Below are 26,356 nucleotides of genomic sequence, written 5' to 3' on the forward strand. Positions count from 1 at the left end.
AGAGACGTTTTTTGACATCAGGTTAAGGATAACAGCGATGAAAAAAAACACCGCGCTCGCTTTGGCATTGGTGCTGGGCAGTTGGGTCAGCCAAAGCCTCGCTGGCGGTATTGTGCTACAGAGAACCCGTGTCATCTACGATGCCGGGAAAAAAGAGGCCGCGCTGCCGGTGGCTAACCACAGTGAAGGTCTGCCTTATTTATTGCAGTCGTGGGTCGACAATGCACAGGGAACCGCACGAGGCCCCTTTATTATTACACCGCCGCTTTTTCGCCTCGATGCTGATAACGATTCATCATTACGAATTATAAAATCATCTGAAAACATTGCTAACGATAAAGAATCGTTGTTCTTTATTAATGTGCGCGCTATTCCTGCCAAAAGCCAAACCACCGATGCGAATAATAATACGCTAACGCTGGTATTTAAAACACGAATAAAACTATTTTATCGCCCGACAAATTTAGTCGGCAAGCCGTACGATGCTTATAAATCTCTTGAATATAAATATAGTAATAATGAGTTAGATATATATAACCCATCGGCTTATCACGTCGTATTCGCCGGTCTTGCGCTAGGGAAAACCGATCTCACGAATAAAATCGATTACATCGCTCCCGGTGAGCATAAACGGCTGGCGGTCCCCGCCGCCGCAGGGAAAACGGTGCGGTGGGCCGCGATCAACGACTATGGCGGTACCACCAAAACAGAAACCCAGACACTGCAATAAGCCACGCCTCACGATGATAGCTCTCAGGGAATGACAAGCGATATGACGCAAAGAACGCCGAATTTATCAACCGTGAAGCCACTTGCCTTCTGGTTGCACTGCGCAATCGCCAGCGGATGCCTGGCCTCCGGCCATGCCTGGGCCGGTGACTTCTACTTTGACCCAACCCTTCTGGAAACGGAGAAAAGCGGCCAGCAGGCGGTGGATCTGGCGGTATTTTCGCAGAATAACGCCCAGCTTCCCGGCGAATATATTGTTGATATTTATATTAACAACAAGAAAACCGGTCAGCGTAGGCTGCCGTTTGTCGCGGGTAAAGACCACCAGTTGATTCCTCAGTTCACCCTCGGGCAACTGCGTGAGCTGGGCTTTTAAAATCGACAACTATCCACAGTTGGCGGAGCAGGACAACGCCACGATAGTAGCCGACCTGACGCAGGCGATTCCCGGCAGCATCTCACAGTTTGATATCAACCACAGCCGACTGAATCTCAGCGTGCCGCAGATTGCCCTTTACCGTGACGCCCGCGGCTATGTAGATCCTGCACGCTGGGACGACGGGATGCCGGTTTTGTTCACCAACTACAACTTTAGCGGTTCGCAAAACCAGTACGACAACGACAGCGATCGGCGTCAGTATCTGAATATGCAAAATGGTGCCAACATCGGCCCCTGGCGACTGCGCAATTACTCGACCTGGGCGCATAGCGATAATGACACGCGTTGGGATAGCATTAATAGCTGGCTACAACGGGATATCAAAAGCCTGAAATCGCAGTTGGTGATAGGCGAGAGCGCCACCGAAGGCACGGTGTTCTCCAGCTATCAGTTTACCGGCGTGCGGCTGTACTCTGATGAAACCATGCTGCCCAACAGCCAACGCGGCTTTGCGCCGACCATTCGCGGCATCGCCAACTCCAGCGCTATCGTGACGGTACGGCAAAACGGCTACACCCTGTATCAAAGCAACGTTCCGGCTGGGGCTTTTGAAATCAACGATCTCTACCCTTCGGCGTTCAGCGGCGACTTAGACGTCACTATCGAAGAAGCCGACGGCAGCATACGTCATTTCGTCCAGCCGTTCTCCGCGCTGCCGCAGATGCAAAGACCGGGTTATCTAAAATACAGCGTCACCGCGGGGCGCTTTCGCGCTGCCAGCTCGCAGGACAGCCACGAGCCGGAGTTCCTTGAAAGCACCGCCAGCTATGGTCTGAACAACGCGTTCACGCTTTACGGCGGCCTGAACGCCTCGCAGGACTACCGAGCGCTGGCGCTGGGCCTCGGCTCTACGCTTGGCGTTCTGGGGGCAGTATCGATGGACGTCAGCCGTGCGGACACTCAGCTTGATAACGATGAAAGCTATCATGGCTACAGCTGGCGCACCCAGTACATCAAAGACCTACCGGAAAGCGGCACCAGCGTGTCGCTAAGCTACTACCGCTACACCAGCAGCGGTTATTTCAACTTCTCCGACGCCAACCAGAAGGGTATCAACGGCGGCGATCACCTGCGCTATGAAGCTCAGTTCACTGTCAGCCAGACGTTGTTTTCTGGTATCAGTTTCTACGCCTCTGGCTCGCAGCAGGAGTACTGGGATCGCGAGCAGCAGGATAAAAACCTGTCCATTGGCCTGAACGGCAATCTGTGGGGCGTGAGCTATAACCTCAGCGCCCAGTTTACCGACTCACATGACAGCGACAACGACCGTACGCTGTCGCTCAGCCTGAGCGTGCCGTTGGATCGCTGGCTGTCGCATGCGCAGGCAACCTGGCGCACCACCGACCAGCGCGATCGCGCTACTCAGCACGAAGTGGGCATCAATGGCTCGCTGCTGGAAGACCGTCGGCTGACCTATAACCTGAAACAACGGCAAAGCGAAGGCGGCGATCCGGGCAGCAGCAGTCTGTACGGCAGCTACCGTTCTGCCTACGGCACCGTGAATGCCGGTTACGACTACAGCAGCGATAACCGCCAACTGAGCTACGGCCTCTCTGGCGGTATTGTCGCCCATCGTCACGGCGTGACCCTGTCGCAGTCACTGGGCAATGCCTTTGCGCTGATTGACGCCAACGGCGCGGCAGGGATCCGGGTGAAAAATTACCCCGGCATCGCCACCGACTATTTTGGCTATGCCGTGATCCCCTATCTGACCGCGTATCAGGAAAACGCCATCTCTCTCGATACCACAATGATGCCGGATAACGTCGACGTCACCGAAACGGTGCGCACCGTAGTGCCTAATCGCGGTGCCGCCGTAACGGCACACTTTATTGCCCAGACCGGCTACCGCGTACTGCTGAAACTCACCGATGCGCGCGGAAAAGCACTGCCCTTCGGCGCCATCGCCAGCAGTCAGACGCAGCAGAGCATCGTCGATGAAGGTGGCGTGCTGTATATCACTGGTGTAAACAGCCAGCCGCAGATCTGGTCCGTGCGCTGGGGTAATCAGCCAGATCAACAATGCCAGTTTACCTTCAGCCTGCCGGAAGATGCTGCTCGCAACACCGCAATACAAAATGGGAACGCGCTATGTCAATAAAGAGTCTGTGGATGAAAAATGGGATTACCGCCGCGCTACTGGCGCTACCTATCACCCCGGTCTACGCGGTGACCGGGGCCTGCTCCGCGACGGGAAGCTTTAACGTCAATATAGCCAGCGACTGGACGCAAGCACAGAACGTCGCGGGAACCTCGCTGGAACTGCCAACGCCGCTCTCAGGCAATGCTTATCAAATCGATTGCAGCTGTAGCGCGGGTAGCAAAGTGGCGTTGTACTATACGGTCACCAGCGCGCTATCTAAAAACGGTAAACTCAGCGGCTTTTACCAGTTGAATGATAATCTGGATATTAAAACTGAAGTTGATGACATTCCCGGGAAGACGGCGGTCACGCCGCAGAACACTAAACCTATCCAGGAAAGTGGCTCTTACAGCCCCAGCAGCAGCAAAGGTAGCGTGTGCACGGCTGACCCAGCGGAGATCCGCGCCGCGCCGGTAAACATTGGCGCGAGTACCCGTTTTACGCTGTACGTCACCAAACCCTTCCTGGGGGAACTGGTAATTCCAGACACCCTGGTCGCCTCAGTACAGGCCGGATGGACCAGTTCGTCCACCCCACCATCGGTGAGCAGCATGGAAGATATCGCCGAACTGCGCATCCAGGGGAGCATCACCGTGCCCCAGGATTGTAAAATCAACCAGGGCGACGTGATTCAGGTCGATCTCGGTTTTATCAACGCCAACCGTTTCACCACCAAGGACCAGATGCCGGACGGCTATACACCGGTCAATTTTGACATTCACTATGACTGCGGTGATACCTCAACCATCAAAAATAGCATGGAAATGAGGATTGATGCTGATGATGTGATTGAGCAGTACACGTTAGTCGCCCGCCGCCAGGAAGCCAATAACGTCCCGGACATCGGTGTGAGAATGGCCCGTATCGACGGCACCCATGTCAATGTCCCGTTCACAAATGGATTGATCAATATCGATCCTTCCGGCAAGGGAGTAATCAACCTGGAAGCCTGGCCGATTAATATGCTCGGCGGCACGCCCGCGCCGGGGAAATTTAGCGGTACCGCGACCATCACCGTTCTCGTGAAATAATGGCTCACAACATCGGCTGGCGCTGAGCCAGTTCGATAAAATGCTGCAGGGCGGGCTTTAGCTCGCCTTTTTTCCACGCCATCAACAGCGCAATGGTCGGAACATCGCCAACAATAGGGCGGAAAACCACCTGTCCGGTATTAAAATTATTCATATAACCGGGTATCAAAGTCACCCCCAGCCCCATGCCGACCAGGTTCATGGTCACCAGAATGTTGGTTGCTACCTGCACAATGTTGGGCTGGCTTTTTTGCTGCTGAAACCAGTTTTTGACAATCATCGCTAACGCACCGGAGTAGGCCGGATCGGTGCTGACAAAATTCACGCCGTGTAGTTGTTCCGCGGAGATTGCTTGCTCATTAGCTAACGGATGATTCACCGGTAAAACCACTACTAACGGCTCATGAATCAGCTCCAGATAATCGAGATCCGGGCTGTACACCGGGTGGCGCATTAAGCCCACATCCAGCTCTCCACTCAGGATCTTCTCTTCCTGTTCGGTGGTGATCAGACTCACCAGCTCAATGTGCGTATCAGGCTGTTTTAAACGAAACAAAGGCAGCACCTTCGGCAGCAGATTTACCTCTGCGGAAGGGACAAAACCGATGGCGAAATGATTATCTTCCTGCACCGTTTTACGGGCACGAACTTTGGCGTTTTCCGCCTGTTCGAGGATCGCCAGCGCATCTTGCAAAAAGCACTCTCCCGCCGCCGTCAGCGCAACTTTTCGTTTATCCCGCACCAGCAACGGAACGCCCACGCACGTTTCCAGATCGCGGATCTGGCTGCTTAACGACGGCTGAGAGGTATGCAGCTTTTCTGCCGCTCGGGTGAAATTCAGCGCCTGCGCCACCGCTACGAAATAGCGTAAGTGCCTCAGTTCCATGCCCTTCTCCTTGTTATCGAAAAAATGTCTCAACTGGTAGAAATTTACTATTTCACAGATTGATAACTAACCAGCAACATCCTTAAGGTACAAAAAAAGAAGGTCAATACATCTTAGCTTTCAGGATTAAAAAATATGACCACACCCTCAAATTTAGACATCTACCAACTGATCGACACGCAAAACGGTCGCGTAACCCCACGAATTTATACCGACCCTGAAATTTACCAACTGGAGCTGGAACGCATCTTCGGACGCTGCTGGTTATTTCTCGCCCACGAAAGCCAAATCCCCAAACCCGGTGATTTTTTTAACACCTACATGGGCGAGGATGCAGTTGTGGTGGTTCGCCAGAAAGACGGCAGCATCAAAGCGTTTCTCAACCAGTGTCGCCACCGCGCTATGCGCGTCAGCTACGCCGACTGCGGCAATACCCGCGCCTTCACCTGCCCGTATCACGGCTGGTCGTACGGCATTAACGGCGAGCTGATCGACGTCCCGCTGGAACCGCGCGCCTACCCGCAAGGGCTGTGCAAATCGCACTGGGGGCTGAACGAAGTTCCTGGCGTAGAGAGCTACAAGGGACTGATTTTCGGCAACTGGGATACCTCCGCGCCTGCGCTGCGCGATTATCTCGGCGACATCGCCTGGTATCTCGACGGCGTGCTGGATCGTCGTGAAGGCGGCACCGAAATCGTCGGTGGCGTACAAAAGTGGACCATTGATTGTAACTGGAAATTCCCCGCCGAACAGTTTGCCAGCGACCAGTATCACGCGCTGTTCAGCCATGCCTCGGCCGTGCAGGTGCTGGGGGCAAAAGACGACGGCAGCGATAAACGCCTGGGCGACGGACAAACCGCCCGCCCGGTGTGGGAAACCGCCAAAGACGCACTACAGTTCGGTCAGGATGGGCACGGTAGCGGATTTTTCTTTACCGAAAATCCCGATGCCAACGTCTGGGTCGACGGCGAAGTCTCCAGCTATTACCGCGACACCTACGCGGAAGCCGAGCAGCGTCTGGGTAAAGTTCGCGCCCTGCGTCTGGCCGGTCACAACAACATTTTCCCAACGCTTTCCTGGCTCAACGGTACTGCCACCTTAAGGGTCTGGCATCCGCGCGGGCCGGATCAAGTTGAAGTGTGGGCATTCTGTATTACCGATAAAGCCGCCTCTGATGAAGTGAAAGCTGCGTTTGAAAACAGCGCAACGCGGGCTTTTGGCCCCGCCGGATTCCTGGAGCAGGACGACTCGGAAAACTGGTGTGAAATTCAAAAACTGCTGAAGGGTCATCGCGCACGCAACACCAAATTGTGTTTGGAAATGGGGCTGGGCCAGGAGAAACGTCGTGAAGACGGCATTCCGGGGATCACCAACTACATCTTTTCGGAAACCGCCGCGCGCGGCATGTATCAGCGCTGGGCCGATTTGCTCAGCAGCGAAAGCTGGCAGGAAGTGCAGGAGAAAACTTCAGCTTACCAGCAGGAGGTGATGAAATGAGCACCTTAGTTTCTCAGGAACTACACCACCGCATTACACAGTTTCTCTACCATGAAGCCAGCCTGCTGGATGACTGGAAGTTTCGTGACTGGCTGGCACAACTGGATGAAGACATTCGCTACACCATGCGTACGACGGTCAATGCCCAGACGCGCGATCGTCGCAAAGGCGTGCAGCCGCCGACCACCTGGATTTTCAACGACAACAAAGACCAGCTCGAACGTCGTATCGCGCGGCTGGAAACCGGCATGGCCTGGGCGGAAGAGCCACCGTCGCGTACCCGGCACCTGATCAGCAACTGCCAGGTCAGTGAAACTGGAGTTCCCGACGTCTTTGCCGTGCGCCTTAATTATCTGCTGTATCGCGCGCAAAAAGAGCGCGATGAAACCTTTTACGTCGGCATGCGCATAGACAAAGTGCGCCGTTTGCCGGGCGATGAGTGGCGCTTACTGGAGCGTGAGATCGTGCTGGATCAAGCGGTGATCACCTCCCATAACCTGAGTGTACTGTTCTGATGAGTCGTGTTTATGCCTGCCCCGTAGGGGATTTGCCGGAGGGTGAAGCGCTCCGGCTTGATACCTCGCCCGTCATCGCGCTGTTCAACGTTGGCGGCGAGTTCTATGCCATTAACGATCGCTGTAGCCACGGTAACGCCTCGATGTCGGAAGGCTATCTGGAAGACGACGCTACGGTGGAATGCCCGCTGCATGCCGCCAGTTTTTGCCTGAAAACCGGCAAGGCGTTGTGCTTACCCGCGACCGACGCGCTCACCACCTACGCGGTATATGTAGACGGTAGCGATGTGTTTGTTGATATTCCAGAGGACGCAAGATGAGCGATTTACGCGATAACGTGGTCTTTATCACCGGTGGTGGCTCCGGTCTTGGCCTGGCGCTGGTCGAGCGTTTCATCGAAGAAGGTGCGCGGGTCGCCACGCTGGAGCTGTCGCCAGCTAAAGTTGCCAGCCTGCGTCAGCGCTTTGGCGAACATGTGCTGGCAATCGAAGGCAACGTCACCTGCTACGCCGACTATCAGCGCGCGGTAGATCAAATCCTGACGCATTACGGTACGCTGGACTGTTTTATCGGAAATGCGGGGATATGGGATCACAACGCCTCGTTGGTCAATACGCCTGCGGATGCGCTGGAGAGCGGCTTTCATGAGCTGTTTAACGTCAACGTGCTGGGCTATCTGCTGGGCGCGAAAGCCTGTGCCCCTGCACTTATCGCCAGCGAAGGCAGCATCATCTTTACCCTGTCCAATGCGTCGTGGTATCCCGGCGGCGGCGGCCCGCTGTATACCGCCAGCAAACATGCGGCTACCGGGCTGATTCGCCAGCTGGCATACGAGCTGGCACCAAAGGTTCGTGTTAACGGTGTCGGTCCATGCGGTATGGCGACAGATCTACGCGGCCCGCAGGCGCTGGGACAAAACGATACATCGATTATGCAGTCGCTGACGCCGGAAAAAATCGCCGCTATTTTGCCACTACAATTTTTCCCGGAGCCGGCGGATTTTACCGGCCCGTATGTAATGCTGGCGTCAAAACGCAACAACCGCACATTAAGTGGCGTGATGATCAATGCCGACGCCGGTCTGGGTATTCGCGGTATTCGTCACGTCGCCGCCGGACTGGATCTCTGAGGAGACGTTATGAACCCAAAAACTATTGCTATCGTCGGCGGCGGTCAGGCGGCGGCTATGGCTGCCGCTGCACTGCGCCAACAAGGTTTTGACGGCGAATTACACCTGTTTTCCGATGAGCATCATCTGCCCTATGAACGCCCACCGCTCTCCAAAGCGATGCTACTGGACGACAATCCGCAACTTCAGCTGATACTCCCCGCTGACTGGTGGCGGGAACACAACGTACAGCTGCATCTGGGGGTTACTGTGCAGACGCTCGGCCGCCAAACCCATCAGTTGGTGCTGGCTAATGGGCAGAGTTATCCATGGGATCGGCTACTGATTGCAACGGGCGCTGCGGCACGCCCCCTTCCGCAACTGGATAAGCTGGGCGATCGTTGCTTCACCCTGCGCCACGCGGGCGATGCCGAGCGCCTGCGCGACAATTTATTGCCGGGCAAGTCGATTGTCATTGTCGGTGCGGGCACCATTGGTCTGGAACTGGCGGCCAGCGCGACTCAACGCGGCTGTCAGGTGACGGTGGTGGAGCTGGCGCCAACGGTCATGGGCCGCAACGCGCCTGCTCCGGTGCGCGACTACCTGCTAGCCCGCCACCAACTTGCGGGCGTGCGGGTACTGCTTAACAGCGCTATTGAGCATGCCGAAGCGGGAGAGCGTCTCTCGCTCACGCTACAAAACGGCGAAACTCTCACCGCCGATGCGGTGATCTATGGTATCGGTATCGTGGCGAACGATATGCTGGCCCGCGAAGCGGGGCTGGAGACAGTGAACGGCATTATCGTTGATGCCGCCTGCACCACCTCCGATCCCGCGATTTTCGCCGTCGGTGACGTAGCGATAACGCGCCTGGCTGACGGTTCGTTAGTACGCGTGGAAAGCTGGGAAAACGCCAATTTTCAGGCACAGGTTGCCGCCGCAGCGATGCTCAATCAACCGCAGCCAGCAGCAACGCCGAGCTGGTTCTGGACCGATCAGTACCGTGATAATCTACAGTTTGTCGGCGAAATGCAGGGTGAGAACTGGCTCCTACGCGGCGATCCTGATGCGCAGAAAGCAATATGGTTTAACCTACAGGATGGCGTGATTGTCGGCGCAGTAACGTTGAATCAGGGCCGAGAAATACGTTTATTGAGAAAATGGATTCAGGCAAAGAAAAAGCCGCCAGTGGCGGCTTTAATTGATGAAACAATCTTGCTTAAGTCAATATAACTGCCGGATGGCACTTCGTTTATCTGGCCTACATGTGAGTTACCTGTAGGCCAGAAAAGGTGTTTACACCACCATCAGGCAATCCGTATGACTTACGCGTAAACCGGGAAACGTGCACAGATATCCAGCACTTTACCTTTGACGCGCTCGATAACAGCTTCGTCATTGATGTTGTCCAGAACGTCACACATCCAGCCAGCCAGCTCTTTCACTTCAGCTTCTTTAAAGCCACGGCGAGTCACAGCCGGAGAACCGATACGGATACCGGAAGTCACAAACGGGCTCTTCGGATCGTTCGGTACGCTGTTTTTGTTAACGGTGATATTAGCACGGCCCAGCGCGGCGTCAGCTTCTTTACCGGTCAGGTTTTTATCAACCAGATCCAGCAGGAACAGGTGGTTTTCAGTACCGCCAGAAACCACTTTGTAGCCACGGTTCAGGAACACTTCCACCATCGCTTTGGCGTTTTTGGCAACCTGCTGTTGGTAAACCTTGAACTCAGGCTCCATCGCTTCTTTCAGCGCCACAGCTTTCGCCGCGATCACGTGCATCAGCGGGCCGCCCTGCGCGCTTGGGAACACAGCAGAGTTCAGTTTTTTGTACAGCTCTTCGTCACCGCCTTTCGCTAGGATCAGGCCACCGCGTGGACCCGCCAGGGTTTTGTGGGTGGTGGTGGTCACAACGTGTGCGTGTGGAACCGGGTTCGGATAAACGCCTGCGGCAATCAGACCCGCAACGTGCGCCATATCGACGAACAGGTATGCACCGATGCTGTCGGCGATTTCACGCATTTTTGCCCAGTCAACAACGCCGGAGTAAGCAGAGAAGCCACCGATGATCATCTTCGGTTTGTGCTCTTTGGCCTGCTTCGCCATGTCTTCGTAGTCAATTTTGCCGGACTCATCAATACCGTAAGGGATGATGTTGTACAGTTTGCCGGAGAAGTTAACCGGGGAGCCGTGAGTCAGGTGGCCGCCTTGTGCCAGGTTCATACCCAGAACGGTATCGCCCGGTTGCAGCAGAGCGGTGTAAACAGCAAAGTTAGCCTGAGAGCCGGAGTGCGGTTGTACGTTAGCGTAGTCAGCGCCAAACAGCTCTTTTGCGCGATCGATAGCCAGTTGCTCAACGATATCAACGTACTCGCAACCGCCGTAGTAGCGCTTGCCCGGATAACCTTCAGCATATTTGTTGGTCAGCTGAGAACCCTGCGCCTGCATAACACGCGGGCTGGTGTAGTTTTCGGAGGCGATCAGTTCGATGTGCTCTTCCTGACGTACTTTTTCCTGCTCCATAGCCTGCCACAGTTCGGCATCATAATCGGCAATGTTCATTTCACGCTTTAACATCCGCATCTCCTGACTCAGCTAACAATAAAATTTTCGGCCTTAAAAGGCGGTCCGTAGGACAACGGCGAACAGTATAACCGAATCATTCTTCGATAACAGGTCTTGACAAAGGATTTTACGCAAACGATTACCTTCAAGGTACGCAAGGCTTTGGAGAACAAAGGTCTGCTGAATTTCAACGGATTTCTTTTCAGGTTTGTGATGCAGATTTTTCACGATGTAACCTTTACAACGCAAAGTTACAAAGAACCATTTACAATGCAGGGGTATTTTTTATAAGATGTATTTGACATACATCATTAAAGTCTCAGATAAAGGAAGACCGTATGCTTGACGCACAAACCATCGCTACAGTGAAAGCCACCATTCCCCTGCTGGCTGAAACAGGCCCGAAGCTGACCGCCCATTTCTACGACCGCATGTTTACGCATAACCCAGAGCTGAAAGAAATCTTCAACATGAGTAATCAGCGTAATGGCGATCAGCGTGAAGCGCTGTTTAACGCTATTGCCGCGTATGCCAGCAATATCGAAAACCTGGCGGCACTGTTGCCGGCTGTAGAGAAAATCGCACAGAAGCATACCAGCTTCCAGATTAAACCCGAGCAGTACAACATCGTGGGTGGCCATTTACTGGCAACGCTGGACGAAATGTTCAGCCCAGGCCAGGAAGTTCTGGATGCGTGGGGCAAAGCATACGGTGTGCTGGCGAACGTTTTCATCAACCGTGAAGCGCAAATCTACAGCGAAAATGCCAATAAAAATGGCGGCTGGGAAGGTACCCGTCCTTTCCGCATCGTGGCAAAAACCCCACGCAGTGCACTTATCACCAGCTTTGAATTTGAACCTGTCGACGGTGGCGCAGTAGCTGAATATCATCCGGGGCAATATCTGGGCGTCTGGTTAAAGCCGGAAGGTTTCCCGCATCAGGAAATTCGTCAGTACTCACTGACCCGTAAACCCGATGGCAAAGGCTACCGTATTGCGGTTAAGCGTGAGGACGGTGGTCAGGTTTCAACCTGGCTGCACAACCATGCGAATGTTGGCGACGTTGTTCACCTGGCCGCACCTGCGGGCGATTTCTTTATGGACGTTGCGACCGACACCCCGGTATCTCTGATCTCCGCGGGCGTGGGACAAACCCCAATGCTGGCGATGCTGGATACGCTGGCAAAAGCGCAGCATACGGCGCAGGTTAACTGGTTCCATGCGGCAGAAAATGGTGACGTGCATGCCTTCGCTGATGAAGTTAATGAACTCGGCAAAACGCTGCCACGCTTTAGCGCACACACCTGGTATCGTGAGCCAACCGAAGCCGATCGTGCGAAAGGTGCCTTTGATAGCGTAGGTCTGATGGATTTGAACAAACTGGAAAGCGCAATCAGCGATCCGGCGATGCAGTTTTATCTGTGCGGTCCGGTTGGTTTCATGCAGTTCGCCGCGAAGCAGCTGGTCGGTCTGGGCGTGAAAAACGAGAACATTCATTACGAGTGCTTTGGCCCGCACAAAGTCTTGTAATGTGTTACGCAAGTAGGCCGGATAAGGCGTTTACGCCGCCATCCGGCAATCACTCTGCCTGATGCGCTACGCTTATCAGGCCTACAAATTAACGGCGCGGCTTAGATTGCCGCGTCGTCTTCTTCACCGGTACGAATACGAATAACGCGTGCCACGTCGAAGACAAAAATCTTACCGTCACCGATCTTGCCGGTCTGGGCAGTACGGATAATGGTGTCGACGCAGGTATCGACGATGTCGTCGGTAACCACAATTTCAATTTTTACCTTCGGCAGAAAATCCACCATATATTCCGCGCCACGGTACAACTCGGTATGGCCTTTCTGACGGCCAAAACCTTTCACTTCTGTCACAGTCATACCGGTAATGCCGACTTCTGCCAGCGCTTCGCGGACGTCGTCCAGCTTGAAGGGTTTAATAATCGCATCAATCTTTTTCATGCTATTCCTTGAAAAGGTCGCCTGTCTTTTGATCGAATAAAGCTAACATAATCCGCAGATTTATTCTTTGAAATCGTTTGCATCCAGCTCGTGCCGAGAAAGCAATTTATAGAATTCGGTGCGGTTGCGCCCCGCCATTCTTGCCGCGTGGGTCACATTGCCCTTGGTGATTTGCAGCAGCTTACGCAGATAGTTGAGCTCAAACTGGTTACGCGCCTCAACAAAGGTCGGCAGCGCGGTGTTTTCCCCTTCCAGCGCCTGCTCCACCAGCGCGTCGCTGATCACCGGCGAAGAGGTCAACGCCACGCACTGCTCAATTACGTTGACCAGCTGACGCACGTTGCCCGGCCAGCTGGCGGTCATTAACCGCTTCATGGCATCGGTTGAAAAGGCGCGTACGAACGGTTTGTGCCGTTCAGCAGACTGGCGCAGCAGATGGTTCGCCAGCAGCGGAATATCTTCCGTACGCTCGGCCAGCGCAGGGATCTTCAGGCTCACCACATTGAGGCGATAGTATAAATCCTCGCGAAATTCGCCCCGTGCCATCGCTTTGGGTAAATCGCGGTGGGTCGCAGACACGATCCGCACATCAATGTCGATATCGCGGTTACTGCCCAACGGTCTGACTTTTCGTTCCTGCAATACGCGCAGCAGTTTCACCTGTAACGGCGCTGGCATATCGCCAATCTCATCGAGGAACAGCGTGCCGCCTTCCGCGGCCTGAAACAGCCCTTCACGATTGCTCACCGCACCGGTAAAAGCCCCCCGCGCATGACCAAACAGTTCTGATTCCAGCAGTTGTTCCGGCAACGCACCGCAGTTAATGGCAATGAAAGGTTTTTGGCTGCGTGGGCTGGCGTTGTGAATAGCCTGAGCGAAAACTTCTTTCCCGGTTCCGCTTTGGCCGTTAATCAAGACGCTAACGTCCGATTGTGCCACCATCCGCGCCTGTTCCAGCAGGCGTAGCATCAGCGGGCTGCGGGTAACGATAGATTCGCGCCAGCTGTCATCGGTGGCGGGCGCAGACTGTTCCAGCGCCCCGTCAATCGCGTGATATAACGCGTCCTTGTCGACTGGTTTAGTGAGGAAACTGAACACCCCTTGCTGGGTCGCCGCAACAGCGTCCGGGATGGAGCCGTGAGCGGTCAGGATAATCACCGGCATTCCAGGCTGTACTTTCTGGATTTCAGTAAACAGCTGCATGCCATCCATTTCATCCATCCGCAGATCGCTAATAACCAGATCCACTTTTTCACGGTTCAGCACCCGTAACCCTTCCTGCCCACTTTCCGCGGTCACGACGCTGTAGCCTTCGCTGGTCAGTCGCATTCCAAGTAATTTCAACAGGCCCGGATCGTCATCCACCAGCAGCAGATGCGCGGGCTTACGGCTTATCATGGCGTAACCTCATCGGCAGACGGCGCTGCGCCTTCTTCGTTATCAGGCGTAGTGAGTTTATCGTTCCCGTGCGGCGCATCAGGATTGTAGTTACCGCCAGGTTTGCGCGTGGAAAGCTGGCGCTCAATATCGGTCAGATTCTCCAGCTTGCGGGTCGTGAGATCGAGCTGGGACTGCAAATGCTGCTGCTGTTGGCGCAGCGTATCGAGATCGCTGTCGGACGCCTGCTGGAGTTTACTGTAGCGCATACGCTCTTCGGCAAGCTGCAACTGCAACGTTTGGCTACTGCGCCATACCTGATACAGCGGGCGTACCTGCGGCGGAATTTGCGGGCTTAGCGCATCAAGGCGCGTAACAACCTCCCGCCTTTCAGGCGGCGTAATGTTGGCGTTCTCGAGCAGGATCCCACGCCTGAAAGCGCCCTGCCAGGTATCTGTCATCAGGGTGCTGGCTTCACTACGCGCCTGCACCGGCATCAGGCGATTGGCACAATCCATCGCCCGCAGCCAGTACAACGGATTGGTTTCTGTAGACTGGCCAGACAGCGACCAGATATCCGTACAGTCGGTTGCAAGGTAGTCCGCCAGTTGATTAGGCGGAATTTTCTCCTGCGAGGGATCGCCGATAATATGATTCACCGCGTTCGGGACACAACCAACCAGCGCCAGGCACGGCAGGCTTGCGAGGATGACGCGACGAAGAAAATGTCGTTTAAGCATTCGGACAACAACGTATGGCATACTCACCAGACTTAAGTTTATTTTAGTGATTTTTCGCAGCAGCTAGCGGCAGTTCTATGCGAAAACAAACGTTTTGCGCATGGTCATCAACCAGATACAGCTTGCCCCGCATACGGCGGATGCAATCTCTGGCAATGCTTAGCCCCAACCCGCTTCCTTTTACCGCCCCTTTTCGCTGATGACTCCCCTGGAAAAAAGGCTCGAAGATCATGGTCTGTTCTGCTTCTGGAATCGGTGTGCCGGTATTCATTACATCGATGTATACCGTTGAGCCATGCAAACTGCTGCGGATCCAAATGTTACCGGATTCAGCACCATAGTGCACCGCATTGGAATAAAGATTGTCCAGCACGCTCATCAACAGCATCGGTTCTGCCAGGCAGGTGTTCACCGCAAGCGCAACATCAGTATGTATCATTTTGGCGCGAGCGGGCAGGCTATGCGCAGAAACAACGCTTTCCACCAGCGGCGTGATTTCCACACTTTCAAGTTCCACCTCGTCATCAGCCAGCTTGCGGTTGTAATCGAGGAGTTGTTCAATCAGCTTTTGCAGGTTACGGCTGCTGTCATCCAGAATACCGACCACCTCTTTTTGCTCCGGTGTTAACGGGCCAACCACCTGATCGGCCAACAATTCGGTACCTTCGCGCATGCTCGCCAGCGGTGTTTTCAGCTCATGGGAAAGATGGCGTAAAAACTGATGCCGTTGCGACTCAAGCCAGGAGAGACGTTCGCTTAACCAGATGATACGCTGCCCCACGGATCTCAGCTCCCGTGGCCCGGTAAATAATACGCTATCCCCCAGCGAGCGCCCTTCTCCCAGACAGTTGATCATCCGTTCAATGCCCTTCACCGGACCGATAATCATGCGGGTAAACAGCAAGACCATCGCCAGGCTGACGAGAAACAGCACCAGTGCCTGCCAGCCAAAAAACTGCCCGCGTTCGGCTATTTCCTGCTGTAACTGCTGCCCACGAGAAAAGACCACGGTACGCGTCGCTTGCACCATCTCGGTATTGGCATTGGCGAACGCTTCCAGCCGTGCAGCCGACACACTGTCAGGACCACTGTTTTTACACTGCAACTGCGCGAGATCGTTAAGATCCTGACGCAACGCCTGGTAGAGCTTGGTATCCGGCAACACCCCCGCATGCGCATCCAGCATGTCGCTGTAGCGTTTACGCTGGCTTTGGTAGACCCTGGCCAATGTTGGGTCATCAAGCACGCAGTATTGCCGATAGCTGCGCTCCATCTCCAGCGCGACGTTGGTCATCGCCTCGCTGCGTCTGGCATCAATCAGCGTGGTGCGGTTTGTCAGCGCAGCCTGCGCGCTCAGGGCATTCAGACTTTGCCATGCCTGCCAGGCCAGAACTAACAACGGCAGCAGGATAAGCAAGAAGGCCAACGTCACCAATTGACGTAAAGATCGGGGAAAAACTGACCAGCGCTTCAAGGCGTTACTCTCAATGGACAGGAATAGATTGATGCTAACTGAGGGGAACGCCAGATACAACAAAGCCGGGATTAACCCGGCTTTGTTATGGAATAAGGCGGTGCCTAACTCGACGTTTCGCCCGGAGGTTGATATGAGCAATGCTAATATCAGATGTTGGACGGCAGGCACCTTGTTGTGCGTCATTCGAAGTTTATGTAGCACGTCCCGAAGGGGCTGACATAAGAAGGTGAATGAGCCACTGGTTAATATTATGCAGCATCTGTGCCAATATTCAAAACACTTTATTAACACAATGATAAGTATGAAAAATATTATTATTTTCACAAATAACAATTCTGGCTGTTTTTTGTTCTCTCTGTCGCCAATCAGCAACACTTGCAGCACTTAAAAACAAATCACTATTAAATCAAATAATTAAACGTCTCTTTTTGACGACACCGCAACCCTGCTCATGTCGGCATTTCCCGACACTTTACTTTTAGGTGCAAGCGCTGAGTTTATTGCCGGATGGCGGCGTGAACGCCTTATCCGGCCTACAACCGCATTTTCCCTGTAGGCCTGATAAGCGTAGCGTCATCAGGCGGGCTCCATCCGGCAGACAAAAAAAAGCCCCTCGCGAAGAGGGGCTTGATGACTATTGAGCGAATTAACCGAGCTGTTTACGCGCGTTGCGGAAAATACGCATCCACGGGCTATCCTCGCCCCAGTTTTCCGGGTGCCAGGAGTTGCTCACGGTACGGAACACACGTTCCGGGTGCGGCATCATAATGGTGACGCGACCATTTTCAGTGGTCACTGCAGTAATACCGTTCGGCGAACCGTTCGGGTTAGCCGGATAGGTCTCGGTCACCTTACCGAAGTTATCAACGTAGCGCAGCGCCACCAGACCTTTACTTTCAAGCTGAGCCAGATGCGCACCGTCACGCACTTCCACACGACCTTCACCGTGAGAAACGGCAATCGGCATCATCGAACCCACCATATCGGCAAGCAGTAAAGACGGGCTTTGCGTCACTTCGACCAGACTGAAGCGGGCTTCAAAGCGGTCGGAATGGTTACGCACAAAGCGCGGCCACAGGTCGCTTCCTGGGATCAGCTCACGCAGGTTAGACATCATCTGACAACCGTTACACACGCCGAGTGCCAGCGTTTGCGGGCGATGGAAGAAGGTTTCGAACTCATCACGGACGCGGTTGTTGAACAGAATCGACTTCGCCCAACCTTCACCAGCGCCAAGCACATCGCCGTAAGAGAAGCCGCCGCAGGCCACCAGTGCCTGGAAGTTACCCAGGCCGATACGTCCGCCCAGCAGGTCGCTCATGTGCACATCGATGGCGTCGAAACCCGCACGGTGGAAGGCAGCTGCCATTTCAACGTGGGAGTTCACACCCTGCTCGCGCAGTACGGCCACTTTGGGACGTGCACCGGTGGCGATGTACGGAGCGGCAACATCTTCGTTGATATCAAACGACAGTTTAACGTTGAGACCAGGGTCCGCATCGTTGGTTTTAGCGTCGTGTTCTTGATCGGCACATTCCGGATTGTCACGCAGACGCTGCATCTGCCAGGTGGTTTCCGCCCACCACATACGCAGGGTTGTACGGCTTTCGCTAAACACCGGCTGGCCGTTAGCGGTCAGGTTGAAGCGGTCACCTTCAACGGCTTTACCGAGGAAGTGTACGCAGTCTGCCAGGCCGTGGGCAGCCAGAATCGCTTCCACCGCCTCACGCTCAGCAGCACGAACCTGAATCACCGCACCCAGTTCTTCGTTAAACAGCGCCGCCAGACGATCTTCACCCAGAGAGTGGATATCAGCGTCAATACCGCAGTGACCGGCGAAGGCCATTTCCGCCAGCGTAACCAGCAGACCGCCGTCAGAACGGTCATGGTAGGCCAGCAGCTTACGCGCAGCGACCAGCGCCTGAATCGCATCGTAGAAGCCTTTCAGTTGCTCAACGTTACGCACGTCGGCAGGCTTATCGCCCAGTTGACGGTAAACCTGCGCCAGCGACGTAGCGCCCAGCGCATTGTGACCAAGACCGAGGTCAATCAGCAGCAGGGCGTTGTCTTCAGTAGACAGCTGCGGGGTAATGGTGTGGCGCACATCTTCTACGCGGGCAAAGGCGGTGATCACCAGCGACAGCGGCGAAGTCATTTCACGCTGCTCGTTACCTTCCTGCCAGCGGGTTTTCATCGACATAGAGTCTTTGCCCACTGGAATGGTCAGGCCGAGCGCCGGGCATAGCTCTTCCCCGACGGCTTTTACTGCTTCGTACAGGCCAGCATCTTCACCAGGGTGACCCGCAGCCGCCATCCAGTTTGCCGACAGCTTAATACGTTTGATGTCGCCAATCTGCGTTGCCGCAATGTTGGTCAGCGCTTCACCGACCGCCAGACGCGCAGAGGCAGAGAAGTCCAATAGCGCAACCGGCGCGCGTTCGCCGATAGACATTGCTTCGCCGTAGTAGCTATCGAGGCTGGCGGTAGTGACCGCGCAGTTAGCGACCGGGATCTGCCACGGACCAACCATCTGGTCACGCGCCACCATGCCGGTAACGGTACGGTCACCGATGGTCACGAGGAACGTTTTCTCCGCGACAGTCGGCAGATGCAGCACGCGGTTAACCGCATCTGCAATCGAGATTTCACCACGATTCAGGGCATCGCCTTTGGCTTTCAGCGTCTGCACATCGCGGGTCATTTTCGGTGTTTTACCCAGCAGCACATCAAGAGGCATGTCGATCGGCTGGTTGTCGAAGTGGCTGTCGCTCAAGGTCAGATGCTGTTCTTCGGTAGCTTCACCAATCACCGCATACGGCGCGCGCTCACGCTTACACAGTTCATCAAACAGCGGCAATTGATCGGCAGCAACCGCCAGCACGTAGCGCTCCTGGGATTCGTTGCACCAGATTTCCAGCGGGCTCATACCCGGCTCGTCGCTGAGGATATCGCGCAGCTGGAACTTACCGCCGCGACCACCATCGCTTACCAGCTCCGGCATAGCGTTAGACAGTCCACCCGCGCCAACGTCATGGATAAACAGAATCGGGTTCGCATCACCCATCTGCCAGCAACGGTCGATAACTTCCTGGCAACGACGTTCCATTTCCGGGTTGTCACGCTGTACGGAAGCGAAATCAAGATCGGCATCAGACTGGCCGGAAGCCATAGAGGAGGCTGCCCCGCCGCCAAGGCCAATGTTCATTGCCGGGCCGCCGAGGACGATAAGCTTAGCGCCAACGACGATCTCGCCCTTCTGCACGTGATCGGCACGAATGTTACCGATCCCGCCTGCCAGCATGATCGGTTTATGGTAACCGCGCAGCTCTTCGCCGTTATGGCTGTTGACCTTTTCTTCATAGGTACGGAAGTAGCCGGTCAGCGCCGGACGACCAAATTCGTTGTTAAACGCCGCGCCGCCCAGCGGGCCTTCGGTCATGATATCAAGCGCGGTAACAATACGGTCCGGCTTACCGAAGTCTTCTTCCCACGGCTGTTCAAAGCCAGGAATACGCAGGTTGGAAACGGAGAAACCCACCAGCCCGGCTTTCGGTTTTGCACCGCGACCTGTTGCGCCCTCGTCGCGGATTTCGCCACCGGAGCCGGTTGCAGCACCTGGCCACGGAGAGATAGCCGTCGGGTGGTTGTGAGTTTCAACCTTCATCAGGATGTGGGCTGGTTCCTGATGGAAATCGTAGCGGCCGGTTTTGTGATCGGCAAAATAGCGGCCCACTTCAGAGCCTTCCATTACCGCAGCGTTGTCTTTATAGGCAGACAGCACGTGGTCCGGCGTGGTTTCGAAGGTATTCTTGATCATCTTGAACAGCGACTTCGGCTGCTGTTTACCATCGATAACCCAGTCGGCGTTAAAAATCTTGTGGCGGCAGTGCTCAGAGTTGGCCTGCGCAAACATGTATAGTTCAATATCGTTCGGGTTACGTCCCAGTTTGGTGAACGCATCCTGCAGATAGTCAATTTCGTCTTCCGCCAGCGCCAGACCCAGACGCAGGTTAGCGTCGATCAGCGCCTGACGCCCCTCACCCAGTAGATCAACGCTGGAGACCGGCGCCGGTTGGTGATGGGCAAACAGTTTTTCGGCATCGTTCAGCGCAGAGAAAACCGTTTCCATCATGCGATCGTGCAGTTCGTCGGCCACCATCTGCCATTGCTCAGCGGTCAGCGTAGAGGCTTCTACATACCAGGCAATGCCACGTTCCAGGCGGCTAATCTGGTGCAGACCGCAGTTGTGGGCAATATCAGTCGCTTTAGAAGACCACGGGGAGATGGTGCCTGGGCGAGGCGTAACCAGCAGCAGTTTGCCTTCCGGGGCGTGGCTTTGCAGAGCAGGACCATATTTCAGCAGGCGTGCAAGCTGCTCGTGCTCATCTTCATTTAACGGTGCATTCAGATCGGCAAAATGGACGTACTCGGCGTAAATGTTGTGGACCTGGAGGTTGGCAGCCTGAAAACGTGCCAGCAGTTTGTTAATACGGAATGCAGACAGTGCAGGTGAACCACGCAGAATTTCCATCATAAGTCTCTCGTCTTCTAAGCTTTCGGTGTGCCCAAGTGGGGGAAACGGGCGTCATTATAAAGAATCTACCGCGCCGACGAAACCGTTTGCGTCGAAATAAAATCACGACCGTCACTTATCATCAAATGCGGTCAGATTTCTGAATAAGTTGCCAACTGACGCAAGTTTAAGCAAAATGCCGTTCATCAATGACGACTTCACTTCTTAATCAACACCACAGCAGACAGAGACAACGTACGGTTCAGAGAATTAACTAATTGAAAAAATTAAAGATTAATTATCTGTTCATCGGCATATTGACGCTGTTGTTGGCAGCGGCCCTTTGGCCATCTATCCCCTGGTTCGGTAAAGCCGAAAATCGTATCGCCGCCATTCAGTCGCGGGGAGAGCTGCGCGTCAGTACCATTGATTCGCCATTAACTTACGCGACCCTCAACGGCAAAAAATTCGGTCTGGATTATGAACTGGCCCAGGAATTTGCCGACTACTTAGGCGTGAAGTTAAAAGTTACCGTACGCCAGAACATCAGCCAGCTTTTTGACGACCTGGATAACGGCAATGCCGACCTGCTAGCCGCAGGCCTGGTCTATAACAGCGAGCGGGTTAAAAATTACCAGCCCGGCCCGACCTATTATTCGGTTTCACAACAGCTGGTGTACCGGGTTGGGCAATACCGTCCGCGCACGCTTGCCACGGTGAACGAAAACCAACTGACTATCGCCCCGGGGCACGTGGTGGTTAATGACCTCCAGCAGCTAAAAGAGAAAAAATTTCCCGATCTGAGCTGGAAAGTCGATGACAAAAAGGGCACCACCGAACTGCTTGATGATGTAATCGCCGGAAAGCTGGATTACACCATTGCCGATTCTGTTGCCATCAGCTTATATCAACGCGTGCATCCTGAGCTGGCCGTAGCGCTCGACGTCTCTGACGAACAACCGGTGACATGGTTTAGTCGGCTGGACGATGACAACACGCTGTCTGCCGCCCTACTGGATTTCTTCAACACCATGAATGAAGACGGTTCTCTGGCACGGCTGGAAGAGAAATATCTCGGGCATGGCGATGATTTTGACTATGTTGATACCCGCTCCTTTTTACGCGCCGTAGACAGCGTGTTGCCGGACCTCAAGCCGCTGTTTGAGAAATATGCGCAAGAGATAGACTGGCGACTGCTGGCCGCTATCTCGTATCAGGAATCACACTGGGACGCGCAGGCCACCTCTCCAACCGGCGTACGCGGACTGATGATGCTGACCAAAAATACTGCTCAAAGTCTCGGGCTGACCGACCGTACCGATGCCGAACAGAGTATCAGCGGCGGCGCGCGATACTTGCAGGATATGATGAGTAAAGTACCGGATACCGTCCCCGAAGGAGAACGCATCTGGTTTGCCCTTGCAGCCTATAACATGGGTTATGCACACATGCTGGATGCGCGGGCGCTGACGGTGAAAACCAAAGGCAATCCGAACAGTTGGTCCGACGTAAAACAGCGATTACCGTTGCTCAGCCAAAAGCCGTATTACAACAAGCTGACCTATGGCTATGCACGTGGCCACGAAGCTTACGCCTATGTGGAAAATATCCGTAAGTACCAAATTAGCTTGGTGGGATATCTGCAAGAGAAAGAAAAACAGGCGCTAGAAACGCAGCAACTGGCGCAGGATTACCCGACGGTGACGCCCGCAGAACTATTAGGTAAAGAGAAATTCCCGCTTTCGGCGTTTCTGTCTCAAACGTCGTCAAACTACCTGACGCACTCCCCTTCCCTGCTGTTTTCACCGCATAAAAAAGAGGAGAAGTAGTCTTGTACGCCTGATAAGCGCACTGCCATCAGGCTGAGAGTTACTGATTAGCGGATTTTTTCAGGGCCTTGATTTCCTGCCGGCGCATGCGGAAAAAATCACTGAGCAACGTGGCACATTCATCCCGCAGTACCCCCTCTGTCACTTCAACCCGATGATTCATTCCAGGGTGATGCAGTACATCCATTAATGACCCGGCAGCGCCCGTTTTCGCATCGCGCGCACCAAAAACGACCCGACCGATACGGCTGTGCACCATCGCGCCAGCGCACATTACGCACGGCTCCAGAGTGACGTACAGCGTGGCATCTAACAGGCGGTAGTTTTGCAGCACCAGGCCGCCCTGACGAAGCGCCATAATCTCAGCGTGGGCAGTCGGATCATGATGTCCAATAGGGCGGTTCCAGCCTTCGCCAATTACTCGGTTGTTATGTACCAATACCGCACCCACCGGGACTTCACGCTCATCCCAGGCGCGCTTAGCCAGCGTTAAAGCATGACGCATCCAGTATTCGTGGCTAAATTCAACATCTGACAAAGGGGTAACTCCAGTAATCAAAGCGGGCGCATTATACACGTCATACTTCAAATTGCATGTGCGTTAGCTATTCGAGTTGCTGAAGCTCTCCGCGCGGCGTGACGCGCCAGCGATGCTGGCAAAAAGAGAGCAGAGGATTGTCCTGATTACTGTCACTATAGCCACTGTAAAGCTTTAGCGGCGCGCCAATGTGGCGTTCCAGTTGTGTCACTTTCTCATGGCCCAGACAGCGCAAAGTCAGTACCCAGCCGCCGTATCCCCGCGCCATTTTGCTGGCGATCAGATTGACTCGCGGTAGCCATGGAGTATCAAAGTAAACCTGCTCGACCAGTGACTGCGGAGAGCCGGTAATAAGCCAGATATCAGCGTCGGAGCTTAACAGGTAGGTTGTCAGCCGCTGCTGCACGAGCGGAAACGCCGTCACGTTACTGCGAAACCAGCGCACAAAGTCGGCCTGATGCGCTTTCAGACGCGCTTCGCTGCGCCCAAAAGTGCATCCCCATAACAGCAGGCTCATTGGCCAGCGGGCGGCACGTCCTTTTATCAGCAACGCCAGCGCAATCACCGGTAACAAAGGCAGCACAAGCAACGCGTTCAGCGGCTGGCGACGCAGCAGATAACGAATAAAACTACCGAACATGTCCTGCTGGTGTAACGTGCCATCCAAATCAAAAAAGACAACGCGGCGCTGGTGATTGGTCAAACCTTATTCCTCTGGATCAGTGAATCCCAATAGCCAGGTAAACAGGAACCCGGCGATAACTGCTACCAGATAGCCTAACAGATAGAACATCACTTTTCCGGCAACAATCGTCAGTGCCAGCGGTAATCCGGAGATGCCAAAGGTGATGACCGTCGCCACCTTCCAGTAGCTAATCAGCGCCCCACCTACCGCGCCGCCAAGACAGGCACCGATAAACGGCTTACCCAACGGCAGCGTTACGCCAAAAATGAGCGGCTCGCCAATCCCCAGCAGTCCGACCGGTAGCGCCCCTTTGATCACTTTCTTTAGCCGCGCATTACGGGTTTTCATCAGAACCGCGATCGCAGCACCTATTTGCCCAACGCCCGCCATCGCCAGGATCGGAAAAAGCGCGTTATAACCGTGCGCCTGAACCAGCTCAACGTGGATGGGCACCAATCCCTGATGAAGTCCGGTGAGCACCAACGGCAGGAAGGTTCCTGCCAGCACAGCACCGACCAGAAAACCACCGCGATCGATAGCCCAGGATGCGCCGTGAGCGATAGATTCAGAAATCCATCCGCCAAGCGGTTGCAGCGCCACAATCGCGATGACACCGGTAATGATGGTGGTTAGCAGCGGGTTAAGGATAAGCTCCAGTGATTCCGGCAACAGCGTGCGGAATTTACGTTCGATCCAGCACATCAGCGCAACCACCAGCAATACCGCAATCACCCCACCGCGCCCCGGCTGCAACGCTTCGCCAAACAGGGTAATTTGCGCCAGTTGAGGGCTGGAAAGGATCCCCGCCATCACCCCGCCCATTGCCAGGGAGCCACCGAAAACTTTGGCGGTATTCACCCCGACCAGAATATTCATAATGGCAAACACGGCGCTGCCAAATATGCCCATCAGTCCCAGCATATTTGGATAGTGGGTCGCAAAATCCCCCACGATATCCGGGCGCTTAAGGATGTTAATAATGCCGGTAATCAAACCAGAGGCGATAAACGCCGGAATAAGAGGGATAAAGACGTTCGCCAGCTTGCGCAGCGCATCGCTCATCGGCGCTTTGTACTTCGCTTTGGCCTCTGACTTGGTGCGCTCAATATCATTGGCACCTACTCGCTCGCCGCCATCGGCAATCAGGGAACGCATGGCATCCACCACTTTGGCAGCTTTACCGGGGCCGACAATAATCTGGTGCTGTGTGCCCTGCTTCACGTAGCCGCTAACGCCGGGCAGTTGCCTGAGGCGGGGAATATCGATCTGCCCGTCATCCTGAACTTCCACCCTGACACGGGTCATACAGTTTTCCAGACGCAGAATATTGTTCTCTCCGCCAACGCCCAGCAGGATGTCGCTGGCCAGCAACGCCGTCTTATCCATATACACCTCTTAGTGTTCTAACGCCGCGCGTAAAAAACCCTGGTGAGCGGCAAGCTTTTCGCGGGCGGCAGCGGCATCCAGACCGGTGAGCGCCATTAAAATAGCTGGCTTAACATCATAATCCGTCTGCTTCAGCAGCGTTTCAGCTTGAGCCCGCGCAATACCGGTGGCTTCAACCACCATACGGCACGCCCGATCGACCAGTTTGACGTTGGTTGCCTGCATATCAACCATCAGGTTCTGGTACACCTTGCCAAATTTCACCATCGCGCCGGTGGAGATCATATTGAGCACCAGCTTTTGCGCGGTGCCGGATTTCAGTCGTGTTGACCCGGTCAGCGCCTCAGGCCCCACTACCGGAGAAATGGCAATATCCGCTTCATGCGCGATAGGGGAATCCGGATTGCAAGAAATAGCCGCCGTTGTACAGCCCACCGAACGCGCATATTTCAACCCGCCAATTACATACGGCGTGCGACCAGAAGCTGCCAGCCCCACCACCAGATCCTGTGCGGTAAGATTGAGCCCACGCAGATCGTCTTCGCCTAGCTGCGGGTTGTCTTCTGCGCCTTCTACTGCCTTCAGCAAAGCGCCCGGTCCCCCGGCAATCAGCCCAACCACCAGACCGTGCGGGACGCCGAAGGTCGGTGGGCATTCAGACGCGTCCAGCACCCCAAGACGCCCGCTGGTACCTGCTCCCATGTAAATAATGCGTCCACCGGCTTTTAGCGCGTCAGCTGCCGCATCAACCGCGCGCGCAACTTCAGGAAGAGTTGCTTTTACTGCTTCAGCTACCAGCGTATCCTGTTGATTAAAACGATGAACCAACTCCAGAGTGGAGAGCGCATCCAGATCCATGGTCTGAGGATTGCGGGTTTCTGAAACTAACGCACCGAGATTCATTTTTTGTTCCTTAGGAATTTTTAA

The 26,356-nt window shown here is 54.6% G+C and carries 20 protein-coding genes and 1 pseudogene; 10 read left to right on the plus strand and 11 right to left on the minus strand.

Annotated features, from left to right (window positions below; genetic code table 11):
• The first annotated feature begins 37 nt into the window (after positions 1-37).
• From ACHHZ7_RS04110 to ACHHZ7_RS04120, 3 genes and pseudogenes are all read left to right on the plus strand, one after another.
• Positions 38-730 (plus strand): molecular chaperone, encoded by a 693-nt coding sequence (locus tag ACHHZ7_RS04110; protein ID WP_032944234.1) that lies wholly within the window; start codon positions 38-40, stop codon positions 728-730.
• Between the two features lie 30 nt (positions 731-760).
• Positions 761-3,269, plus strand: a pseudogene (locus ACHHZ7_RS04115) (fimbria/pilus outer membrane usher protein).
• The gene (locus tag ACHHZ7_RS04120; RefSeq protein ID WP_057067884.1) at positions 3,260-4,342 is read left to right on the plus strand and encodes a fimbrial protein; all 1,083 of its coding nucleotides are present in this window, start codon (positions 3,260-3,262) and stop codon (positions 4,340-4,342) included. The pseudogene ACHHZ7_RS04115 and the gene ACHHZ7_RS04120 overlap by 10 nt, the downstream one beginning before the upstream one ends.
• 4 nt (positions 4,343-4,346) lie before the next feature.
• Here the strand turns inward: ACHHZ7_RS04120 and hcaR are convergent, their stop codons facing one another.
• Positions 4,347-5,228: a DNA-binding transcriptional regulator HcaR gene (gene hcaR, locus ACHHZ7_RS04125; RefSeq protein WP_060683414.1), complete on the minus strand. Its 882-nt coding sequence runs from the start codon at positions 5,226-5,228 to the stop codon at positions 4,347-4,349.
• Positions 5,229-5,363: 135 nt separating this feature from the next.
• Here hcaR and hcaE point away from each other — a divergent pair, with 135 nt between their 5' ends.
• Genes hcaE through hcaD form a run of 5 tightly spaced genes read left to right on the plus strand, consistent with a single transcriptional unit; the run spans position 5,364 to position 9,581 of the window.
• Positions 5,364-6,725 (plus strand): 3-phenylpropionate/cinnamic acid dioxygenase subunit alpha, encoded by a 1,362-nt coding sequence (gene hcaE, locus ACHHZ7_RS04130; protein WP_060683413.1) that lies wholly within the window; start codon positions 5,364-5,366, stop codon positions 6,723-6,725.
• The gene (gene hcaF, locus ACHHZ7_RS04135; protein ID WP_032944241.1) at positions 6,722-7,240 is read left to right on the plus strand and encodes a 3-phenylpropionate/cinnamic acid dioxygenase subunit beta; all 519 of its coding nucleotides are present in this window, start codon (positions 6,722-6,724) and stop codon (positions 7,238-7,240) included. Before hcaE ends, hcaF begins: the two co-directional genes overlap by 4 nt.
• Positions 7,240-7,560: a 3-phenylpropionate/cinnamic acid dioxygenase ferredoxin subunit gene (gene hcaC, locus ACHHZ7_RS04140; protein WP_032944244.1), complete on the plus strand. Its 321-nt coding sequence runs from the start codon at positions 7,240-7,242 to the stop codon at positions 7,558-7,560. Before hcaF ends, hcaC begins: the two co-directional genes overlap by 1 nt.
• Entirely contained in the window at positions 7,557-8,369 is an 813-nt protein-coding gene (hcaB, locus tag ACHHZ7_RS04145; protein ID WP_048215769.1) for a 3-phenylpropionate-dihydrodiol/cinnamic acid-dihydrodiol dehydrogenase, read from the plus strand. The genes hcaC and hcaB overlap by 4 nt, the downstream gene beginning before the upstream one ends.
• A gap of 9 nt (positions 8,370-8,378) precedes the next feature.
• Positions 8,379-9,581 carry a phenylpropionate dioxygenase ferredoxin reductase subunit gene (gene hcaD, locus ACHHZ7_RS04150; RefSeq protein ID WP_060683412.1) on the plus strand — a complete coding sequence of 401 codons (1,203 nt, stop codon included), beginning with the start codon at positions 8,379-8,381 and terminating at the stop codon, positions 9,579-9,581.
• Between the two features lie 92 nt (positions 9,582-9,673).
• Here the strand turns inward: hcaD and glyA are convergent, their stop codons facing one another.
• Positions 9,674-10,927: a serine hydroxymethyltransferase gene (gene glyA / locus ACHHZ7_RS04155; RefSeq protein ID WP_003835277.1), complete on the minus strand. Its 1,254-nt coding sequence runs from the start codon at positions 10,925-10,927 to the stop codon at positions 9,674-9,676.
• Between the two features lie 326 nt (positions 10,928-11,253).
• Here glyA and hmpA point away from each other — a divergent pair, with 326 nt between their 5' ends.
• Positions 11,254-12,444 (plus strand): NO-inducible flavohemoprotein, encoded by a 1,191-nt coding sequence (gene hmpA, locus ACHHZ7_RS04160; RefSeq protein WP_060683411.1) that lies wholly within the window; start codon positions 11,254-11,256, stop codon positions 12,442-12,444.
• Positions 12,445-12,545: 101 nt separating this feature from the next.
• On the opposite strand, the gene glnB is transcribed toward hmpA, so the two are convergent.
• The 5 genes from glnB to purL all read right to left on the minus strand — a co-directional run bounded on the left by glnB (position 12,546) and on the right by purL (position 21,012).
• Positions 12,546-12,884, minus strand: coding sequence for a nitrogen regulatory protein P-II (glnB, locus tag ACHHZ7_RS04165; protein WP_002914032.1), 339 nt, complete (start codon positions 12,882-12,884; stop codon positions 12,546-12,548).
• Positions 12,885-12,944: 60 nt separating this feature from the next.
• Positions 12,945-14,279, minus strand: coding sequence for a two-component system response regulator GlrR (gene glrR / locus ACHHZ7_RS04170; RefSeq protein WP_304502732.1), 1,335 nt, complete (start codon positions 14,277-14,279; stop codon positions 12,945-12,947).
• Positions 14,279-15,022 carry a two-component system QseEF-associated lipoprotein QseG gene (qseG, locus tag ACHHZ7_RS04175; RefSeq protein WP_060683410.1) on the minus strand — a complete coding sequence of 248 codons (744 nt, stop codon included), beginning with the start codon at positions 15,020-15,022 and terminating at the stop codon, positions 14,279-14,281. The genes glrR and qseG overlap by 1 nt, the downstream gene beginning before the upstream one ends.
• A 22-nt stretch (positions 15,023-15,044) precedes the next feature.
• Positions 15,045-16,475: a two component system sensor histidine kinase QseE/GlrK gene (qseE, locus tag ACHHZ7_RS04180; protein ID WP_122984240.1), complete on the minus strand. Its 1,431-nt coding sequence runs from the start codon at positions 16,473-16,475 to the stop codon at positions 15,045-15,047.
• Between the two features lie 649 nt (positions 16,476-17,124).
• Complete coding sequence (gene purL / locus ACHHZ7_RS04185; protein ID WP_192463911.1) at positions 17,125-21,012, minus strand: phosphoribosylformylglycinamidine synthase; 3,888 nt, start codon at positions 21,010-21,012, stop codon at positions 17,125-17,127.
• 257 nt (positions 21,013-21,269) lie between these two features.
• Here purL and mltF point away from each other — a divergent pair, with 257 nt between their 5' ends.
• Positions 21,270-22,820, plus strand: coding sequence for a membrane-bound lytic murein transglycosylase MltF (gene mltF, locus ACHHZ7_RS04190; protein WP_008785489.1), 1,551 nt, complete (start codon positions 21,270-21,272; stop codon positions 22,818-22,820).
• 40 nt (positions 22,821-22,860) lie between these two features.
• On the opposite strand, the gene tadA is transcribed toward mltF, so the two are convergent.
• The 4 genes from tadA to murQ are packed head-to-tail and all read right to left on the minus strand — an operon-like array spanning position 22,861 to position 26,332.
• Positions 22,861-23,397, minus strand: coding sequence for a tRNA adenosine(34) deaminase TadA (tadA, locus tag ACHHZ7_RS04195; protein WP_071845284.1), 537 nt, complete (start codon positions 23,395-23,397; stop codon positions 22,861-22,863).
• A gap of 28 nt (positions 23,398-23,425) precedes the next feature.
• A complete protein-coding gene (gene yfhb / locus ACHHZ7_RS04200) occupies positions 23,426-24,061 on the minus strand; it encodes a phosphatidylglycerophosphatase C (protein WP_032944252.1) in 636 nt (211 codons plus the stop codon).
• Positions 24,062-24,064: 3 nt separating this feature from the next.
• Positions 24,065-25,429, minus strand: a complete 1,365-nt coding sequence (locus tag ACHHZ7_RS04205; RefSeq protein ID WP_032944253.1) for a PTS transporter subunit EIIC — start codon at positions 25,427-25,429, stop codon at positions 24,065-24,067.
• Positions 25,430-25,438: 9 nt separating this feature from the next.
• Entirely contained in the window at positions 25,439-26,332 is an 894-nt protein-coding gene (murQ, locus tag ACHHZ7_RS04210) for an N-acetylmuramic acid 6-phosphate etherase (protein WP_032944255.1), read from the minus strand.
• Positions 26,333-26,356: the final 24 nt, after the last annotated feature.

It is taken from the genome of Citrobacter freundii complex sp. 2024EL-00216, from assembly GCF_043945515.1.
Classification (GTDB): Bacteria; Pseudomonadota; Gammaproteobacteria; order Enterobacterales; family Enterobacteriaceae; genus Citrobacter; species Citrobacter portucalensis.